A 19,579-nucleotide genomic window follows, 5' to 3' on the forward strand; every position below is an offset into this window, starting at 1 on the left:
CCGGTACTATAGTCCGGTATGTCCTCCTTTTGTATCTAGTTTTCCAGGGGACAGACTTATGACAAGCATTAACACCAATTCTTCCGCACAGGCCGCTCTCCAGACGCTGCGTAGCGTAAACCAGGGCCTCAACCAGACGCAGAACCACGTTTCGTCGGGCTATCGCGTCGAAAAGGCATCCGACAACGCCGCCTACTGGTCGATCGCGACGACCATGCGTTCGGACAACAAGGCTCTCGGGGCTGTTTCCGACGCTCTCGGCGTAGGCGCCGCCAAGGTCGACACCGCTTACACCGCAATGGACAGCGCCATCGACGTCGTCACCGACATTAAGGCCAAGCTCGTTGCCGCCACCGAAAGCGGCGTTGACAAGGCCAAGGTCCAGGAAGAAATCGGTCAGCTGCAGCAGCAGCTCCTGAGCATCGCTCAATCGGCTTCCTTCAACGGCGAAAACTGGGTGGCTGGTGCAGCCGGCACCAAGAGCGTCGTATCCTCCTTCGTCCGCGACGGTTCCAACGCCGTTTCGATCAAGACGACCGATTACGTTCTCTCGAACACCTCCACCGGCAACGTCCTGTTCGGCATGAGCGGCGGCTCGGTCGAAACCTCCACGGGTATCCTTGGCACCTCGTCGGGCGCGACCGGCTCGATCTACGCGATGAGCATCACCACCTTCACCTCCGGCCAGATCCAGACGGCTTTGACCAACGTTGAAGCGGCTCTGAAGGCCATGACCAGCGCCGGTGCAGCTCTCGGATCGCTCTCCAAGCGTATCGACAGTCAGGACGACTTCGTCAACGCGCTCAGCGACTCGATCGACTCCGGTGTCGGCCGCCTCGTCGACGCCAACATGGAAGAAGAATCCTCCAAGCTCAGCGCCCTGCAGACCCAGCAGCAGCTGGCAATTCAGTCGCTGTCGATTGCGAACTCCTCTTCGCAGAACATCCTGTCGCTCTTCCGCTAAGACCGGTCGGCACAAGGCTTCCAAGTTTCGCGGCCGGGTCATCCCCGGCCGCGAAATGTTTTAACATAAGGTTAATGAAAATCCTTCTAAGCCTCAGATATTTTTACGCTATTTCCAATTCGAATTTAGCTTTCCTTAACCATCTTGCTGTCATCTAGGCCCATCGAAACGGCGAGTTAACCCTAACAGGAATGGTTAACAGGCATGATGCTGATCGCTGTGGGCCGGCCGAAAATCCGGAATGTCCCTTCTTAAAATCTGCCAACAAGGGGCAAGCAAACTATGACGAGCATCAACACCAATAACGCTGCAATGGCAGCCCTCCAGACTCTCCGTGGCATCAACCAGGGCCTCCAGGAAACCCAGGCTCACGTTTCGTCCGGCTATCGCGTCGGCAAGGCTTCCGACAACGCCGCTTACTGGTCGATCGCCACGACCATGCGTTCGGACAACAAGGCTCTCTCGGCTGTCTCCGACGCTCTCGGACTCGGCGCCGCCAAGGTCGACACCGCTTACTCCGCCATGGACAGCGCCATCGACGTCGTCGGCAACATCAAGGCTAAGCTCGTTGCCGCCACTGAAAACGGCGTCGACAAGGCCAAGGTCCAGGAAGAAATCACCCAGCTGCAGCAGCAGCTCCTGAGCATTGCTCAGTCAGCCTCCTTCTCGGGCGAAAACTGGGTTGCCGGCGCAAACGGCACCAAGAGCGTCGTTTCCACCTTCGTCCGCGACGCCTCCAACGCCGTTTCGGTCAAGACGACCGACTACGTTCTCTCGAACACCTCCACCGGCAACGTCCTGTTCGGCATGAGCGGCGGCTCGGTCGAAACCTCCACCGGTATCCTCGGCACCTCGTCGGGCGCTACCGGCTCGGTCTACTCGATGAGCATCACCACCTTCACGCTCGGCCAGATCCAGACGGCTCTGACCAACGTTGAATCGGCTCTGAAGGCCATGACCAGCGCCGGCGCTGCTCTCGGCTCGATCTCCACCCGCATCGGCCTGCAGGAAGACTTCGTCAACGCGCTCAGCGACTCGATCGACTCCGGTGTCGGCCGCCTCGTCGACGCCAACATGGAAGAAGAATCTTCCAAGCTCAGCGCCCTGCAGACCCAGCAGCAGCTGGCAATCCAGTCGCTGTCGATCGCGAATTCCTCTTCGCAGAACATCCTCACGCTGTTCCGCGGCTAATAACCCGCAGAAACATCGGCCCGCCGGTCTTCGGCGGACATCACGGAATAGAGCCGCGCTCCGATGGAGCGCGGCTTTTTAATTTCCGTTAACCAATGATTAACCATAATGCTGTCTTCTGCGGCCAACGAGACGGAGAGTTAACCAAATTTAAGAACCGGTTAACAGGCATGAGGCTGCTTCCCGTTCCCGGTACCTTTCCGGAATGTCCCTTTTTTCCACATGCCGACAAGGGGCAATCATTTCATGACCAGCATTTTGACGAACGTCGCGGCGATGGCCGCTCTTCAGACACTCCGTGGTATCAACGACAGCCTGGAGACGACGCAGAACCACGTATCGTCGGGTTACCGCGTCGAAAAGGCAGCCGATAACGCCGCCTATTGGTCGATCGCAACGACCATGCGTTCGGACAACAAGGCTCTCGGAGCTGTTTCCGACGCTCTCGGCCTCGGCGCCGCCAAGGTCGACACCGCTTACTCTGCCATGGACAGCGCCATCGACGTCATCAGCGAAATCAAGGCGAAAATCGTCGCCGCGACCGAAAAGGGCGTCGACAAGACCAAGGTCCAGGAAGAAATCAGCCAGCTGCAGCAGCAGCTCCTGAGCATCGCGCAATCGGCTTCCTTCTCCGGTGAAAACTGGGTTGCCGGCGCCGACGGCACCAGGAGCGTCGTTTCCACCTTCGTGCGTGATGGCAATGGCAATGTCTCCGTCAAGACGACGGACTACATCCTGAACTCGAGCTCCACAGGCAACGTCCTCTTCGGCATGACCTCGGCCGGCGTGATCGACACGAGTTCCGGCATCATCGGCACATCATACGGTACGATCGGCTCGATCTACTCGATGGACATCAGCACTTTCGGCTCGGCTGAGATCTCCATGGCCCTGACGTCGATCGAGGCCGGCCTGGAGGCGATGACCAAGGCTGCATCGCAGCTCGGCTCGATTTCCACGCGCATCGATCTGCAGGAAAACTTCGTCGGCGCGCTCAGCGACTCGATCGAATCGGGCGTCGGCCGCCTCGTCGATGCCGACATGGAAGAGGAATCGAGCAAGCTGACGGCGCTGCAAACGCAGCAGCAGCTCGCCATCCAGTCACTGTCGATTGCCAACTCCAGCGCTCAGAACATCCTCACGCTGTTCCGCAGCTAAATCAGGCGCTGAAGCTGGACCCAATCTTGCGCCGTCGTCTGGCAGGAAGCGCAAAGTATCCCGGACCGCGCCCGAAATGGCGCGGTTCTTTCTTTTATATCAACGGCTTGATCGAAATGGCGATCGCCACGCCGCGCTCAGTGCCGCGCACTTGCCCAACAGGTTGGTATCGAGTTAACTTTGCCTCGAGTTGATTTGCTTTTGCGACACACCGGCGGAAACCCTGCCGGAGGCATGATGCCACCTCAGTCGCCGCCGGCAATCCGGCCTGCCCTTTCACCCCGATTCCGAGACCTGTCGATGACCGTTAAGATTACCAACGCGGCCGCGGTGAATGCGCTTGCGGTGCTGCGCAGCATCAACAAAGAAGCCAACCAGACCCAACAGCAAGTGTCCTCGGGATATCGTATCGAGACGGCCGCCGACGATGCGTCCTATTGGTCGGTCGCGACCGTCATGCGCTCGGACAGCACCAATCTCGGAACGATCGGCGATGCGCTCGGTCTCGGTGCCGCCAAGGTGGATGCGACCTACACGGCGATGAACTCGGCGATCGATCTCATAGGCGATATTCGCGCCAAGCTGGTTTCGGCAAGAGAGCCCGGCGCCGACAAGGACAAGATCAACGCCGAGATCAGCGAATACAAAGAGCAGTTGCAGACGATCGTTGAATCGACGTCGTTTGCGGGTGAAAACTGGCTGTTGAACGGCGACTCCGCTGCGCCGCCGACATGGCAGGTCATCTCTGGTTTCGTGCGCGCTCCGACCGGCGAATATCAGGCCCAGACCATCGATTTCCCATCGTCGCAGACCATCCTCATCGACAAGAACAATGCGGGCGGCGGCCTGCTGACCAAGTCGGTCGATGCCAATGCGATCAACAACAGTGGCGCGACGTCGCGCAACTACTACCTTTTGAACGCCAACTCGACCACGCCGGCGACGGGTACGGAAATTGCGATCGACAACAACACGACCGATGCGCAACTCACCGACATGCTTGACGTCACCGACGCGCTTCTCTCCTCGCTGACGACGACGGCCGCGTCCATCGGCGTGATGAAGACGCGCATCGACGATCAGATCGACTATACCGCCGATCTAGCCGATTCGATCGACAAGAGCGTCGGCGCGCTCGTCGATACCGACATGGACGAGGCTTCGATCCGGCAGAAGGCGATCGAGACCCAGAAGCAGATGGCCGTCGAAGCGATCTCGATCCTCAACACGGCCGCAAGCAAGATCCTGATCCTGCTGGAATAGGGTGGGCGCGATCACGGGTGGCGGCGGCGCCATTCATCCTCGCGCAAGTTTGACTGCCTAGTTTCCGGCATGAAGGCATCGTCCGAATCCGTGCCGGTGCAAGGTCAGGCCCTTGCCCGTTTCGAAGGGGATGCCGGCGCGCAAGGTCACTTTGAGCGGGGGCGGGCATGCTGCATGCCTCCCGAATGCTGGATGGTTTTTATGAGCATTACGCTTTCCCGGTATTTGAAGGATTTCGGTGAACCGGAATCGTCAGCGCCGATCCTCGACATCAACGATTTCGGCGGCGACGATTTCCCCGAAATGCCGAGCGAACCGGCGATCGACGTCGAGGCGGAGCGCCGCGAAGCCTATGCGGAAGGTCATGCCTCAGCGACCGTGGAATTGACCGAGAAATACGAACGCGAGGCGCGGACGCTGGCGGAGGTCCATGCGCGAGAACTCGAGGAACTGAAGCTGCGTTACGAAGTCGAGGCTGCGGCGGTCATTGCATCCCGCATCCGCGATATTGCCGAAGAGGTCGCTCAGCTGGTCAGCGCCGGCGCTGCCCAGGTCATCGCGCCTGTGATGACGGAAGCGCTCGCCGCCAAGGCTGCCGAAAGCCTCGCCGCGCTGTTGCGTGATGCGATCCTCGAAGGCGCGGCCGGAGCGATCGTCGTCAGGGGCCCGACCCGGCTTTTCGACATATTGAAGGCCGAGCTCGGCGAACATGCAGGCGCGGTTCGCCACTTTGAGACCGACGATATCGATCTTGCCATAGAAATCGGTGATTCCGTCATCGTCACCCGTATGTCCGCCTGGGCGGCCAGCTTGAAGAAAGTTCTGGAATGAGCGAAGGCGAAAACCACCACCACGGCAAGAACGAGATCATCATCGTCAAGAGACATGGCGGCGGTGATCACGATGGCGCCCATGGCGGTGCGTGGAAAATTGCCTATGCCGACTTCATGACGGCGATGATGGCATTCTTCCTGGTCATGTGGCTGGTCAATGCCGCCAACGAGGAGACCAAGGCCTCGGTCGCGACCTATTTCAATCCGATCAAACTTTCCGACGAAAAGCCGACCGAGAAGGGCCTGAAGAAGCCCGTCGACAACGCCGAGGGCGAGGAGAAGCAGGAGAAGTCGAAACAGAAGGAAGAAGATCCGAACGACGGCAAGGCCGCGGCGGATGGTGACGACCAGACATCGACCTCCGGCGACCAAACCAATTATTCCGAGGCCGATTTCTTCGAAAACCCTTATTCGGTTCTCGCCGAGATCGCCCAGGAAGTCGGTCAGCAGGCCAATGTCAGCGCCAAGGGTGATGGCGGTGCCGCCGATTCCGGCCCGGCCACCGGCGCCGATGGCGGCGAGGCCTATCGTGATCCCTTCGATCCGGATTTCTGGACGAAGCAGATCGAGGTCTCGACGGCCGGCAAGCCGTTGCCGCCCGGCAAGAGCGACGACCAGGCGGTCGAGAGCGAGACGACCGAGATCGCCAAGCTTGAGGACGCCAAGCCGATACCGCTGACCACCGATCAGAAGGCCGCCCAGGAAACCGAGGAAACGAAGGAAACCAAGGGCGCGGCCGAAGCCAAGGACGGCAAGACGCCGGGTGGCAAGTCGCCCGAAGACAAGAAGGCCGAAGCTCAAAAGGACGCCGATCATCAGAAGGATGCGGACAAGAGTGCCGCCGAGACCGAGCAGCAGCAGAAGAAGGAAGCCGAGCAACTGCAGGCGCAGATCGCCCAGCAGATCGGCGGCGTGGCCGGCAAGCTTGCCGAAGGCCTGACCGTGACGGCGTCCGAAGGCGGATTGCTGGTCAGCATCTCCGACCAGGCCGACGATTCGATGTTCAATATTGGTTCTGCGGTTCCGCGGCAGGAAATGGTGCTCGCCATGGAAAAGATCGGCGCGATCCTGAAGGAGAGGGGTGGTGCGGTTGCCATCCGCGGCCACACGGACGGTCGCCAGTATAAGGGCACGCAGAACGAGAACTGGCGGCTTTCGATGGACCGCGCCCAGAGCGCCTACTACATGCTCGTGCGCGGCGGGCTCGACGAGAAACGCATCTCCCAGGTCTCCGGCTTTGCCGACCGTCGGCTGAAACTGCCGTCTGACCCGTTCAACGCCACCAACCGCCGGATCGAGATTCTGGTGCAGGCGGATCAAGGATAGTCGAATGGCGCGTCGGCAGCATCGCTACGTCGGATTTGTGGCTCTCGGCCTGGCGATGCTTTCGCCGGCCGCAGCCAAAGCGCAGGATCCGGACGATCTCGCGCCGTATAAGATGCTGCGGTCGCTGCAATTCGTGCAGGATTCCGTCGTTACCGGCGATCATTCGGCCGGTGAGATGCAGCGCTTCATGCTGGGCACGATCGACACGCGGCTGCGCACCGTTGAACCGTCGATCTTCGACGACGACCGCAATGTCGACGCAGCGTTGATCTACACGATGAGCGGCGGCAATCCGCAGACGCTCGAATATCTGATCGCCCACGACGTCAACGGCTATTTCGACAACCGTGTCACCGACGTGCTGCGCAAATATCTGAGCGGCAAGGGCCTCCTCGTCGCCAAGACGCTGCAGGAGACGGCCAGGGAATATCGCGACAAGAAGATCGGCCCCTACCTTGCGCTGATCGGCGGCAACGTGCTGATCGCGACGAAACCGACAGACGCGCTGGATCTCTACGACCAGGCGCGTCTTGCCGCCCCGGGCACGATCGTCGAGGAGGCGGCGTTGCGCCGCTCACTCGCCATTTGCGTCGACAAGGGGATGCTCGACAAGGGAATGGCCTATTCGCAGCGCTATGTCAGACGCTTCCTGCATTCGCCCTATGCCAGCCAGTTCGCCGATCTTTTCGTCACCCTCGTCGTCGGCCACGATCACGACGTAAAGCCGCAGGATGTCATCGACATCCTGTCCTTCATGGACGCACCGCGCCAACGCGAGGTTTATCTGCGCATTGCCCGCGCCGCCGCTATATCAGGCAAGCCGGAGCTGGCGCGCATGGCGGTCGGACGCGTGCAGTCGCTTGGCGGCAGCACCGACAATGCTTTCGGTCCGCTCGCGGATTTCTATGGCGGCATGGCCGGCCTTCCCACGGAGGATATCGATCAGGCAGCAAAGAATGTCAGCGGCATCGACGGCAATGCGCTTTCGCGGCGGGATCAGGCGCTGCAGGAGGCGGCGCGATCCGTTGCCGAGCAGATCCTGCGCGCTCCCGACCCGGCAAGCTTGACGCAAGCCTCCAATCCTAACACTGATCATCAAGAAATCACTTCTGAAAAGGCTGCGGCGATAGCCATGAAAACGGGAGCGCCAGGCGCGCTTCCCGAGCCTGTTCCGGGAGGTGTGGTATCGACTGGCCAAAGCCAGGATACCGACCCCTCATTCAACGCATTTGTGACGACCAGTCGATCCAAGCTCGATGAGATCGATGGTCTTCTGGCGCAAGAAGGCAACGAACCATGATGGATATAAGCGTCTCGGGCGGAGCCTCCGGTACGGAGACGACCGCGGTTGCGAAATCCGCGCGACTGGCCGGAAAAGGTGATGCTGACGGCCAAAAGAACGGCTTCTTCGACGCGCTTGCCAAGGCTGGCAGCGATGCCGTCAACGGCGAGCCCGACGATGCGCAGCCGGATCAGGGCGTGGCTGCCGATGCCGGCGCCGAGAAAGCGGCGCGGACGAACCGCGGCCGCAGCAGTGCAAAGCCGTTGATCGACCTCGGCGACGCCGCGCTGAAGGCACAGGCCGAGGTGCAGCCGGAAACGATTGCCAGTGTTGAAAATGCCACGACAAAGCCCGTAAAGGCTGAGGTCAAAATGCCGGCCGATCTCGCCTTCGGCAAGCTCGATCCGAAGGACAGCCCCGCAGACGAGGTCGCTCCGGCAGCCAAGGGTGGCAAACACACCAAGGCCGACGCGTTGGAAATCTATACGGATAAGGCGAGTGACGATGATGACGGCGGCATTTCGGATGTTCTGGGTCTGCTGAAGCAGGAGCCCGCCGAGGGTGCCGTGACTTTGCCGACGGCGGTAGCCGCGCATCACGTCTCCGCCAAAGCCGATGAGGCTGAGACGGCCGACAAGAAACTCAATGGTATCGAAGCCAAGACGGGCGGCCATGCGTCGGACGCTCTTGCTGCCGTCAGCAGCAACGTCGAGAGCGGCAAAGCGGATGATCTCAGGGTTCCCGGATCGGAGAATCCCGAAGCCGCCGATGGCAAGACATTCAGGATCAGCCGCGCCGATGGCCGCGGCGTGTCGATGGATGTCCACATCGGCACCGATCAGGCCGGGCCGAAAGATGGTTCGAAGAAGGCCGATGTCGAAAACGTTTCGGTGCTCGAATCCCGCCGCTATATCGGCCTGATGCAGAATACGAATTCCGCCGCCGTCACCGCTGCTCTCTCCGGCGATTCCGAATGGGCGCGCGCCATGGAGCCGAGCTCGGCGCTCTCCAACGCGGCGGAATGGACGAGCACCGGCAAGGTGGTCAATACGCTGAAGATCCAGATGAACCCGCTCGATCTCGGCCTGGTGACGGCGACCATGCGCCTGTCCGGCGACGCTCTGAACATCGACCTCAAGGTCGAAACCGGGGCGGCCTATCGTCAAATGAAGGAAGATCACGGCAAGATTCTCGAAGCACTGCGCAGCCAGGGTTACGCGGTCGAAAACGTCACCATCAGCATGGCGCCGGTCGAGCGTCCCGACGCCGGCAATCAGGGCCAGGCCTCTCAGCAGCAGTCGCTTCCTCAGCAGGGGCAGGGCGGCGAGGCGCGCGAGCGCCAAAATCAGACGGCACAGCGGACGGACGGAGGCTTCAATGGCGCAGGCGATACCAGTATTGAAGACACTCGTTCTGGCGGCAGCAGCGGCACTGGTGGCGTTTACCTCTGAGGCGATCGCCTCCACCGGCGCCTGCGAACGCGAGATCCAGTCGGCAGCGGCCAAATACGGCATCCCGGAAGGCATCCTCTATTCGGTTGGGCTGACGGAGACCGGCCGCAAGGGCTCGCTCTATCCCTACGCCATGAACGTCGAAGGCAAGGCGATCTTTCCGCCCTCGGAGCAGGACGCGATGCGGCAGTTCGATGTCGCCCGCAGCGGCGGCGCGAAGCTCATCGACATCGGCTGCATGCAGATCAACCATTATTTTCACGGCGAGAATTTCCGCTCCGCCGAGGAGATGTTCGACCCGCATCGCAACGTGGAGTATGCAGCAAAATTCCTCCGCAATCTGCATGACCGTCACGAGACATGGACGATGGCGGTAGCCAGATACCATGCCGGACCCAACAACAATCCGGCGCAGAAGCAATATGTCTGCCGCGTCATCTCCAATCTCGTCGCCACGGGCTACGGCAAGTGGACTCTCAATGCGAGTAACTTTTGTCGAAATTGATTCAACCAAAGATGGAAGAGGCGTATTGTGACGAAACTGTGTCACAATGTGGCAGGAATCCGGCGTGAATCTCCCGTGCAAGTCATATTTAACCGACTGTTAACTTTTCCACGAAATTTTGGTGTGCATAATCAGGCGTACCCACTAGATATAGATCAAATCGCTACCCAGATCTTAATCAATTATTAGTTTCTGCCATTAACTTTAACGAGTTGTCGCCGATTCGTGCGATTCGTACCCATAGATCATCGAAGTGCCACACTGATTCGGAGGCGGACGAATGATCGTAGTGGTTGATGAGCGTGAGCTCGTGAAAGATGGATACACATCTCTGTTCGGTCGTGAGGGCATTCCCTCCACCGGCTTTGATCCAGCGGAATTTGGCGAGTGGGTACAGACCGCCGCCGATTCCGATATAGCTGCAGTCGAGGCCTTTCTGATCGGTCAGGGCCAGCGCAACTTCGAACTGCCCCGGGCGATCCGGGATCGGTCGATGGCGCCGGTGATTGCAGTCAGCGACCAGCACTCGCTCGAAAACACTCTTGCGCTTTTCGATTGCGGCGTCGACGACGTGGTGCGCAAACCGGTGCATCCCCGCGAGATCCTCGCAAGGGCGGCTGCGATCCGGCGCCGGCTGAAGGCGATCACCAACTACACCGAGATCGGCGGGATCCGCGTCTTCTCGGATGGTCGTGACCCCGAGATCAACGGCGAAGTCTTCGCACTTCCCCGGCGCGAGCGCCGCATCCTCGAATATTTGATCGCCAATCGCGGTCGCCGGGTCACCAAGACCCAGATCTTCAACGCCATCTACGGCATCTTCGATGAAGAAGTCGAGGAGAACGTCGTCGAAAGCCACATCTCGAAGCTGCGCAAGAAGCTGCGCAAAAAGCTCGGCGTCGATCCGGTCGATTCCAAGCGCTTCCTTGGTTACTGCATCGATTGGGCCTGATTTCTCGGCCGGGCGGCGGCGCCCGGCTGAACCTCAAGTTAGCCTCGCAGCTCGCATGACAGACAGCTTCACGCAAGGCCCGACAAATACTCTCGTGCATAACAGGTAAAACGAGGTTTTCAGATGAGCATTTTCGGCAGCATGAAGACGGCAGTATCGGGGATGAACGCGCAGGCCAACCGCCTCAGCACCGTCGCCGACAACATCGCCAACGTTAACACCACCGGTTACAAGGCTGTGTCGACGAGCTTCTCGTCGCTGGTTCTGCCCTCCTCGGGTGGCAATTACAATTCCGGCGGCGTTCAGACCTCTGTCCGCCAGGCCGTCTCCGACCAGGGCGATATTTCCTACACCACGTCGAGCACCGACCTTGCAATCTCAGGCGACGGCTTCTTCATCGTCCAGGGTGCAGATGGTACGCCGGTTCTGACCCGCGCCGGCGACTTCACCAAGGACGACGAAGGCAACCTCGTCAACGCCGCCGGCTTTCAGCTGATGGGCTATTCCTACGACTCCGGCGCTCCGGCTGTCGTCGTCAACGGCTTCGACGGCCTCGTTCCCGTCAATGTCAACCAGGATGGCCTGACCGCCATTGCCTCGACATCCGGTGTCTTCAAGGGCAACCTCGATTCCAACGCCAAGGTCGCTCCGGTCGCTCCTGCGACGCTGCCGAGCGCCAATGCCGCCACCACGACAACCGACACGAAGAAGGTCTCGATGGTCGCCTATGACCGTCTCGGCAACAAGGTGATGTACGACTTCTACTTCACGAAGCAATCGGTCGTGACGCCGCCGCCGGCACCCCCCGCTACGGCTGCCACCTGGGAAGTGGCAATGTTCCGCAACGCCGATGCTGCGGTCGGCGGCACAACCTCCTTCCCCTACTCCACCGCCGGGGGCGATGTCGGCACCGGAACGATCACCTTCGACGCCAACGGCAAGTTGACCACGGGCGGCGCCATTAACATTGTCGATCCGGTGACTGGCCAGACGATTGCCATGGATTTCTCGGCCTTCACACAGCTCGGTGCCGACTTCTCCGGCACCGGTACGCCGAACGGCCAGGCAGCGACCCCGGTCAAGGACGTCACGGTTGATGGGGACGGCATCGTCTACGCGAAATACGAAGACGGCAGCACCAAGCCGCTCTATCGTATTCCGCTGGCCAATGTCGCCAGCCCCGACAAGCTGACGCTGATGAGCGGCAACGTCTACAGCGCCAACGGCCAGTCGGGCGTCACCGTCACCGGCTTCCCGCAGACCAACGGTCTCGGCACGATCAAATCAGGCGCTCTCGAAGGCTCGAACGTCGACCTCGCCGGCGAGCTGACCGAGATGATCGAATCGCAGCGCAGCTATACCGCCAATTCCAAGGTGTTCCAGACGGGATCCGACATTATGGACGTTCTCGTCAACCTCAAGAGATAAGCAAGGTACCGGGTAAGCCATGTCGCTCACGTCAGCACTTAATACCGCGCAGAACATATTCAACAATACGGGCACTCAGAGCAGTGTCGTATCGAACAATATCTCGAATGCGGGCAACAAAGATTACGTGCGCCGGCAGGCGATGCTCACCACGTCCTTGAACGGCGCGCAGGTCGTCAAGATCGACCGGGCGCAGGAAGAGGCGCTGCTGCGCCAATACCTGAAGACATCCTCTCAGGACAGTGCCCAGCAGGCATTGCTCGGCGGTCTTGAGGACCTCAAGTCGATCGTGGGTGGCAACGACTACGAAACGTCGCCATCCACCTATCTCGGTGTTTTCCAGCAAAAGCTTCAGGCCTTCCGCACGACGCCGGGCAGCACCGTCGCCGCTCAGGGCGCCATCACCGCCGCGCAGGACGTCGCGAACTCGCTGAACAATGCCTCGCAATCTGTTCAGAACGTCCGCGCCACCGCCGACAAGCAGATCGCCACCGACGTCGATAAGCTGAATACGCTTCTCAGCGACTTCGAGAAGGCCAACAATGCGGTGAAGACCGCCACGGCCTCGGGTGCGGATGCATCCGGCGCCCTCGACGAACGTGAGAAGGCTCTCAAGCAGATTTCGCAGATCGTCGGCGTCAACACGACGACGCGCGACAATAACGACATGGTGCTGAGCACGTCTGACGGGACGATCCTCTTCGAGACAATCCCGCGCAAGGTGACGTTCAAGTCTCAGGATGTCTATACCGCGACCATCACCGGCAATTCGGTCTATATCGACGGTGTGGCACTTCCGCGCGGCAGCGGATCGACGACGACGGCACAGGGAAGCCTTCAGTCTCTCCTCCAGGTGCGCGACGAAATCGCCCCGAACTTCCAGAAGCAGCTCGACGAAGTCGCCCGCGGCCTGGTCTCGCTCTTCAAGGAGCAGAACACGGTGGCCGGTCCCGCCTATGTGCCAGGCCTCTTCAACTGGAGCGGCGGTACGGTCGATACCGGCGCCACCGCGGTTGCCGGCATGGCGGCGACTATCACGGTCAGCAGCAGAGTCATTACCTCGCAAGGCGGCGATCCGATGCGCCTGCGCGATGGTGGCGTCAACGCCACTGGCCTCGTCCTGAACACGTCAGGCGCCAGCGGTTATACGACTGAACTCGATCGTCTCTATACTGCATTGGGCTCCGACATCGATTTCGATCCAGCGGCGGGGACGCCGGTCGGGTTCGACGCCACGACCGGCATCGATTCAAACGTCAGCATCATGGAATTCGCCACAAATTCCCTCGGCTGGCTCGAACAGTACCGCAGCAACGCCACGACGGCGGCGGAAAACACCTCGGCGGCGCTGTCACGCTCCGACGAAGCCTATTCCAACGAGACGGGCGTCAACCTGGACGAGGAACTGACGCTGCTCCTCGACATAGAGCAGTCCTACAAGGCGGCGACCAAGATCCTGAACGCCGTTGACGAAATGTTGAAGTCATTGCTGGATATTGCGAGTTAAGCCATGAAGAGCTCATTTATTTCAAGTTCGGCCATTCAGAATGCGATGCGGTTGACGATCCGTCAGGCGCAGAACCAGATGACGAAGGCGACGATGGAAGCGACGACGGGAGTCTATGCCGATATCGGCGTCTCGCTCGGCGGCAACGCCGCCAGGAGCGTCGACTTCAGCCGCGAGGTCGACCGGATAGCCTCGATCAAATCAAGCAATTCGCTTGTCACCGCGCGCATGGAATCCTCGCAGCTCGGCCTTTCCAAGATGAAGGATGTCGGCGACGGCCTCGTTTCGAAGCTGACGGCGCTCCAGGGCAGCCACGACCCAGGCAGCATCACCGTCGCCATCCAATCGGCGACCAGCGCCCTGTCCACGATGATGGATACGGCCAATACCATGGTAAACGGCGAATATCTGTTCTCGGGCATCAACACCGATGTGCAGCCGCTGACAGACAAGACGGCCGCGACGAGTGCTGCCATCGTCACGCAGTTGAATGCATACGCCGCCGCTCTTGTCCCCCCGAAGGCAGTCAAGGATCTGACCGGCGCCGAAATGAGCACCTTCATCACCACGACGGTGGAGCCGATGTTCAGCCAGGCTGCCTGGACCGACCCGACGACCGGTTGGTCGCAGGCGTCGAACCAGAACATGACGAGCCGCATCAGCAACTCCGAAGTGATCGAATCCTCGACCAATGCCAATTCCGAGGGCATGCGCTACTTCGCGCTCGCCTCGGTGATGGCCTCGGCACTGTTAGGACAGGGCCTCAGCAGCGATGCGATGAGCACGGTGTCCAAGCAGGCGATCAGTTACACAGCAAAGGCGACCAGCGGCCTCGTGACACAGGCAAGCCAGCTCGGTCTTTCCCAGGAGCGCGTCAAGAAGTCCAACGACGCTCTCGACGCTCAATCGAACATCATCAAGAACAAGCTCGTCGATCTCCAGGGCGTCGATCCTTACGAGGCGTCGACCCTCGTCAAGACTTTGGAAACGCAGCTTGAAACGGCTTACACGATCGTCTCGAAGATCCAGCAGTTGAGTCTAGTAAACTACCTTTGATGATCAAAGGCGCGCAATAAAGAAGGATGCATGAATGTATCAGTTCTCATATGCCGAAGTCATGCAGGACTCGGTGGCCGACGCGAAAGAGCGGGAATGGCAGGTTCTTGACCGGTCCATAGACCTGCTGGCGGCGGCGCGCGAAAAGGAAAAATACGGCCGGGAAGCCATTGAAGCCCTGTTTTATACCCGCCGGGTGTGGATCAGCTTCATCGAGGATCTCAAACATCCCGACAACCAGCTGGAGATCGGGCTCAGGGCCAACCTCATCTCGATCGCGATCTGGATATTGAAGGAATGCGACAGGATCAGAAAACGTCAGTCTAATAACTACCAGGGCATCATCGACGTTACCACCATCATCAGGGATGGACTTAAATGAAAAGCACACTTCGCATTTCTCTGAAAGCCGGAGAAAGAATCTTCATCAACGGCGCCGTCCTGCGCGTCGACCGTAAGGTCGCGCTGGAATTCCTGAATGATGTGACGTTCCTTCTCGAAAACCACGTCCTCCAGCCGGAGGGCGCCACGACGCCGCTGCGTCAGCTCTATTTCATCGCGCAGATGATCCTCATCAACCCTGAGGGCAAGGACCAGTCGACGGCTTTGTTCCGCAAGTCGATCACCATGCTGCTCTCCTGCTTCAAGAACGAGGAAATCCTCGCCGAACTGAAGCGCATCGATGCGCTCGTCTCGACAGGCCGTGCCTTCGACGCACTCAAGGCGATCCGCGGCCTTTACGCCATCGAAGACAATATCCTCAACAACCACGAAATGCCGCCGACGATGGTCGAGCAGATTCGCAGGGAGATTGCACCATGGCGGTAGATGCAACATCGAACGTGGCCAAAACGAGTTCGACGACCACAACGAACACGGCCCAGACGAAGGCGACGCTGAACTACGACAATTTCCTTCAACTGCTCATCGCGCAGATGAAGAACCAGGATCCGACCGATCCGATGGATGCCAGCGAGCAGATGTCGCAGCTGGCAAGCTTCTCGCAGGTCGAACAGACGATCCAGACCAACACCAAGCTGGACACACTTCTGGCAAGCTCCAGCCTCACCCAAGCGAGCAGCTACGTCGGCAAATACATGGAAAGCGCCGACGGTAAGGTTAAGGGCACCATCGAATCCGTCAAGGTTTATTCGGACGGAATCATTGCGACAACCACGGCTGGCGGGAATATACTCGTGCAGGCGGGAATCACTATTGCCGACAAGGCGCCGACCACGTCGACCGACACCAGCGATACCTGATACCCACGGCGCCGGTGCGCCGCATAAGTCGGGTGATACCAATCAATGGCGGTCCGGCCACGGCGGGGCCGCTTCAGGGCGATATGAGGTTGCCTTCGGATGAATGAAGCTGATGCATTGGATCTGTTTCAGGCGGCGATCTGGACCGTCCTGATTGCCGCCGGTCCCGCCGTCATTGCGGCAATGGTGGTGGGTCTCGTCATTGCCTTGATCCAGGCGCTGACTCAGGTGCAGGAAGCGACACTGACCTTCGTGCCGAAGATCGTAGCGGTGCTGATCACCGTCGGGGTCACAGCACCCTTCGTCGGCTCGCAGATCTCGATTTTCACCAATCTGGTCTTCTCTCGCATCCAGTCCGGTTTCTAGGGCAATTCCAGCAAAAGTGCGCAGCGGTTTTGCGTCGGGGATTGCGTAGAAACAAAAGGTTAGAGCGGTTCTACGCTTCCATGAGAAGCTGAACCGCTCTGAGCCACCTTCGCGCAAGCTTCGCCATTTAATTCTCGATCCGAATTGGGCGGACTGCATGTCCGCCTCCTCTCATGAAGAGACGGAATCGTCATGGCGCAACCACCTGCACTCCCCCTTCCAAAAGTCGCCCCCAACCTGCGCGATGTCGGATTTGCCCTCGGCATCATCGGCATTATCTGCATTCTCTTCCTGCCGATCCCGCCGTTCCTGATCGATATGGGACTGGCCTTCTCGATCGCCTTCTCGGTGCTGATCCTGATGGTCGCGCTGTGGATCCAGAAGCCGCTCGATTTCTCGTCTTTCCCAACCATTCTGCTGATCGCAACGATGACCCGGCTGGCGCTGAATATAGCGACGACACGCGTGATCCTTTCGCATGGCCATGAGGGCCACGATGCGGCAGGCGGCGTCATCGCCGGTTTTGCAAGCCTGGTGATGTCCGGCGACTTCGTCATCGGTCTGATCGTCTTCCTGATTCTCATCACCATCAACTTCATCGTCATCACCAAGGGCGCCACGCGTATCGCCGAAGTCGGCGCTCGTTTCACCCTGGATGCCATCCCCGGCAAGCAGATGTCGATCGACGCCGATCTCTCGGCCGGCATCATCGACGAGAGGGAAGCGCAGCGCCGGCGCAGGGAGCTCGAGGAGGAAAGCTCCTTTTTCGGTGCGATGGACGGTGCGTCGAAATTCGTGCGCGGCGATGCCGTCGCCGGTCTGATCATCACCTGCATCAACATTTTCGGCGGCATCATCATCGGCTATTTCCGCCATGGCATGCCGATCGGCGAAGCCGCTGACGTTTTCGTCAAGCTCTCCGTCGGCGACGGCCTCGTCGCACAGATGCCGGCTCTCATCGTCTCGCTCGCCGCCGGCCTTCTCGTCTCCCGCGGCGGCACCACCGGCTCCACCGACCAGGCGGTCGTCAACCAGTTGAGCGGTTATCCCCGTGCGCTTTCCGTCTCGGCGGTGCTGATGTTCATCCTGGCCCTGATGCCGGGTCTGCCGTTTATCCCCTTCGTGGTCCTCGGCGGTCTTCTCGCCTTCGGCGCCTGGTTCATCCCACGTCAAGTCGAGGCAGAGAACATGCTTCGCCGCGAGCAGGAAGAAAAGAAGGTCGTCCAGAACAAGGAGCTGGAAAAGGATTCGGTCAAGGCAGTGCTGCGCACCTCCGAAATCGAACTTGCACTCGGCAAGATGGTCTCGACGCGCCTGCTCGGCGCCCACCAGGAGCTCGCCTTCCGCGTCGGCAAGATGCGCAAGAAGTTCGCCACGCAATACGGCTTCGTCGTGCCCGAGATCAAGGTGACCGACGATATCGCCATCGCCGAGAAGTCCTACCAGATCCGCATCCACGGCACGACGGTCGCTTCCAACCTGCTGCGCGTCGGCGAAGTCCTCGTCGTTACCGGTGCTGGCCGTCGGCCGAGCATTCCCGGCGACGAAATCCGCGAACCCGCTTTCGGCATGCCTGCCGTCTCGATCCTCGAAAACTTCGCCGACGATCTGAAACGCGAGGGCTTCCAGCCGATCGACAACGTCTCCGTCGTGCTGACCCATATGAGCGAGGTCATCCGCAACAACCTGCCGCAGCTGCTGTCCTACAAGGACGTCAAGGTGCTGATCGATCGGCTCGACCCCGAATACAAGAAGCTCGCCGACGAGATCTGCTCGTCGCACATGTCCTATTCCGGCCTGCAGGCGGTATTGAAGCTGCTGCTTGCCGAACGCGTCTCGATCCGCAACCTGCACCTCATTCTCGAGGCGGTGGCCGAGCTCGCCCCGCATGTCAGGAAGACCGAGCAGATCGTCGAGCATGTCCGCATCCGCATGGCCCAGCAGCTTTGCGGCGATCTCGCCGACAACGGCGTGCTGCGCGTGCTGCGGCTGGGCAGCAAGTGGGATCTGGCTTTCCATCAGGCGCTGAAGCGCGACGCCAAGGGCGAGGTGATCGAATTCGACATCGATCCGCGCAGCCTGGAGGAGTTCAGCGAACAGGCCACCAAAGTTATCCGTGAGTTCATGGATCGCGGCCTGCCATTCGCACTTGTCACGTCGCCGGAAACACGCTCCTATGTGCGCATGATCATCGAGAGGCTGTTCGCCACGCTCCCGGTCCTGTCGCATGTCGAACTGGCCAAGGGCATCGAGATAAAGATTTTGGGCTCTATTTCATGATAACAGACCCGCAAGGGACCGTTCTCGCGCTGTTTCTGGTTTTCTGCCGGATCGGTGGCTGTGTGCTGGCTCTTCCGGGTTTTTCCTCGGCGCGCGTGCCCGCACAGCTGCGGGTCTTCATCGCCGGGGCGCTCTCGATCGCCGTCATGCCGTTGCTCTGGGATACCGTCTATCCGGCCGTTCACACCGGTGCCGGAACCTATATCGGCCTGATCTTCAGCGAATCGCTGATCGGCGTGATGTACGGCATGCTGGCGAGGATCTACACGCTCGGCATGCAGTTCGCCGCCTCGATCACCGCCATGATGGTCGGCTACACCCAGCCGGGCTCCGCCGACGTCATAGAAGATACGCCGGAGACCAGCCTGTCGGCCTTTATCACCTTTGCCGGCATGATGATCCTCTTCATCATGGATTTCCATCACATCGTCTTCCGCGCGCTGATCGATTCCTACACGACCATGCCATTCGGCGGCATGATGCAGATGCGCGCGACGCTGATCTCCTTTACCGACACGCTGCAGCAGACCACCTACATCATGCTGCGGCTGTCGAGCCCGTTTTTGATCTACGGCCTGATTTTCAACGTCTCGATCGGTTTCATCAACAAGCTGGCGCCGCAGATCCCGGTCTACTTCATCTCCACGCCCTATCTGCTGATGGGCGGGCTCTTCCTGATCTATTTCTCGATTGCGGCGATGGTCAGCCAGTTCGGCCAGTCCTTCGCCTCGATCTATATCGGGCGATGAGGCTGA

The 19,579-nt window shown here is 59.8% G+C and carries 19 protein-coding genes; all 19 read left to right on the plus strand.

The features are described from left to right. Positions 1-58 precede the first annotated feature (58 nt). The 19 genes from BA011_RS23525 to BA011_RS23615 all read left to right on the plus strand — a co-directional run bounded on the left by BA011_RS23525 (position 59) and on the right by BA011_RS23615 (position 19,573). A complete protein-coding gene (locus BA011_RS23525; RefSeq protein WP_065282203.1) occupies positions 59-964 on the plus strand; it encodes a flagellin in 906 nt (301 codons plus the stop codon). A gap of 282 nt (positions 965-1,246) precedes the next feature. Continuing rightward, positions 1,247-2,155, plus strand: coding sequence for a flagellin (locus BA011_RS23530; protein ID WP_017958998.1), 909 nt, complete (start codon positions 1,247-1,249; stop codon positions 2,153-2,155). 246 nt (positions 2,156-2,401) lie between these two features. Beyond that, complete coding sequence (locus tag BA011_RS23535) at positions 2,402-3,313, plus strand: flagellin (RefSeq protein WP_065282644.1); 912 nt, start codon at positions 2,402-2,404, stop codon at positions 3,311-3,313. A 300-nt stretch (positions 3,314-3,613) separates the two neighbouring features. Continuing rightward, positions 3,614-4,576, plus strand: coding sequence for a flagellin (locus tag BA011_RS23540; protein ID WP_065282204.1), 963 nt, complete (start codon positions 3,614-3,616; stop codon positions 4,574-4,576). Positions 4,577-4,777: 201 nt separating this feature from the next. Further along, positions 4,778-5,407, plus strand: coding sequence for a hypothetical protein (locus BA011_RS23545; protein ID WP_065282205.1), 630 nt, complete (start codon positions 4,778-4,780; stop codon positions 5,405-5,407). After that, the gene (locus tag BA011_RS23550) at positions 5,404-6,735 is read left to right on the plus strand and encodes a MotB family protein (RefSeq protein WP_065282206.1); all 1,332 of its coding nucleotides are present in this window, start codon (positions 5,404-5,406) and stop codon (positions 6,733-6,735) included. Before BA011_RS23545 ends, BA011_RS23550 begins: the two co-directional genes overlap by 4 nt. 4 nt (positions 6,736-6,739) lie before the next feature. Beyond that, positions 6,740-8,035, plus strand: coding sequence for a chemotaxis protein MotC (gene motC / locus BA011_RS23555; protein ID WP_065282207.1), 1,296 nt, complete (start codon positions 6,740-6,742; stop codon positions 8,033-8,035). Further along, positions 8,032-9,468, plus strand: coding sequence for a flagellar hook-length control protein FliK (locus tag BA011_RS23560; RefSeq protein WP_065282208.1), 1,437 nt, complete (start codon positions 8,032-8,034; stop codon positions 9,466-9,468). The genes motC and BA011_RS23560 overlap by 4 nt, the downstream gene beginning before the upstream one ends. Further along, positions 9,416-9,973 carry a transglycosylase SLT domain-containing protein gene (locus BA011_RS23565; protein WP_065282209.1) on the plus strand — a complete coding sequence of 186 codons (558 nt, stop codon included), beginning with the start codon at positions 9,416-9,418 and terminating at the stop codon, positions 9,971-9,973. The genes BA011_RS23560 and BA011_RS23565 overlap by 53 nt, the downstream gene beginning before the upstream one ends. A 280-nt stretch (positions 9,974-10,253) precedes the next feature. Next, positions 10,254-10,925 (plus strand): transcriptional activator Rem, encoded by a 672-nt coding sequence (gene rem / locus BA011_RS23570; RefSeq protein ID WP_003545558.1) that lies wholly within the window; start codon positions 10,254-10,256, stop codon positions 10,923-10,925. 123 nt (positions 10,926-11,048) lie between these two features. Further along, positions 11,049-12,353, plus strand: a complete 1,305-nt coding sequence (locus BA011_RS23575) for a flagellar hook protein FlgE (protein ID WP_065282210.1) — start codon at positions 11,049-11,051, stop codon at positions 12,351-12,353. Positions 12,354-12,372: 19 nt separating this feature from the next. Beyond that, on the plus strand, positions 12,373-13,860 hold the full coding sequence (flgK, locus tag BA011_RS23580; RefSeq protein WP_065282211.1) for a flagellar hook-associated protein FlgK: 1,488 nt from the start codon (positions 12,373-12,375) through the stop codon (positions 13,858-13,860). Positions 13,861-13,863: 3 nt separating this feature from the next. Beyond that, positions 13,864-14,916, plus strand: a complete 1,053-nt coding sequence (locus BA011_RS23585) for a flagellar hook-associated family protein (RefSeq protein ID WP_017959008.1) — start codon at positions 13,864-13,866, stop codon at positions 14,914-14,916. A gap of 34 nt (positions 14,917-14,950) precedes the next feature. Then, positions 14,951-15,298 carry a flagellar biosynthesis regulator FlaF gene (flaF, locus tag BA011_RS23590; RefSeq protein WP_003556569.1) on the plus strand — a complete coding sequence of 116 codons (348 nt, stop codon included), beginning with the start codon at positions 14,951-14,953 and terminating at the stop codon, positions 15,296-15,298. Continuing rightward, the gene (gene flbT / locus BA011_RS23595) at positions 15,295-15,744 is read left to right on the plus strand and encodes a flagellar biosynthesis repressor FlbT (protein ID WP_017959009.1); all 450 of its coding nucleotides are present in this window, start codon (positions 15,295-15,297) and stop codon (positions 15,742-15,744) included. Before flaF ends, flbT begins: the two co-directional genes overlap by 4 nt. Next, the gene (flgD, locus tag BA011_RS23600) at positions 15,735-16,178 is read left to right on the plus strand and encodes a flagellar hook assembly protein FlgD (RefSeq protein WP_017959010.1); all 444 of its coding nucleotides are present in this window, start codon (positions 15,735-15,737) and stop codon (positions 16,176-16,178) included. Before flbT ends, flgD begins: the two co-directional genes overlap by 10 nt. 99 nt (positions 16,179-16,277) lie before the next feature. Continuing rightward, positions 16,278-16,544 (plus strand): flagellar biosynthesis protein FliQ, encoded by a 267-nt coding sequence (gene fliQ, locus BA011_RS23605; protein WP_009992823.1) that lies wholly within the window; start codon positions 16,278-16,280, stop codon positions 16,542-16,544. A gap of 192 nt (positions 16,545-16,736) precedes the next feature. After that, entirely contained in the window at positions 16,737-18,824 is a 2,088-nt protein-coding gene (gene flhA / locus BA011_RS23610) for a flagellar biosynthesis protein FlhA (RefSeq protein ID WP_017959011.1), read from the plus strand. After that, positions 18,821-19,573 carry a flagellar biosynthetic protein FliR gene (locus BA011_RS23615; RefSeq protein WP_065282212.1) on the plus strand — a complete coding sequence of 251 codons (753 nt, stop codon included), beginning with the start codon at positions 18,821-18,823 and terminating at the stop codon, positions 19,571-19,573. Before flhA ends, BA011_RS23615 begins: the two co-directional genes overlap by 4 nt. The last annotated feature ends 6 nt before the right edge of the window (positions 19,574-19,579 follow it).

This window comes from Rhizobium leguminosarum (assembly GCF_001679785.1).
GTDB lineage: Bacteria > Pseudomonadota > Alphaproteobacteria > Rhizobiales > Rhizobiaceae > Rhizobium > Rhizobium leguminosarum_R.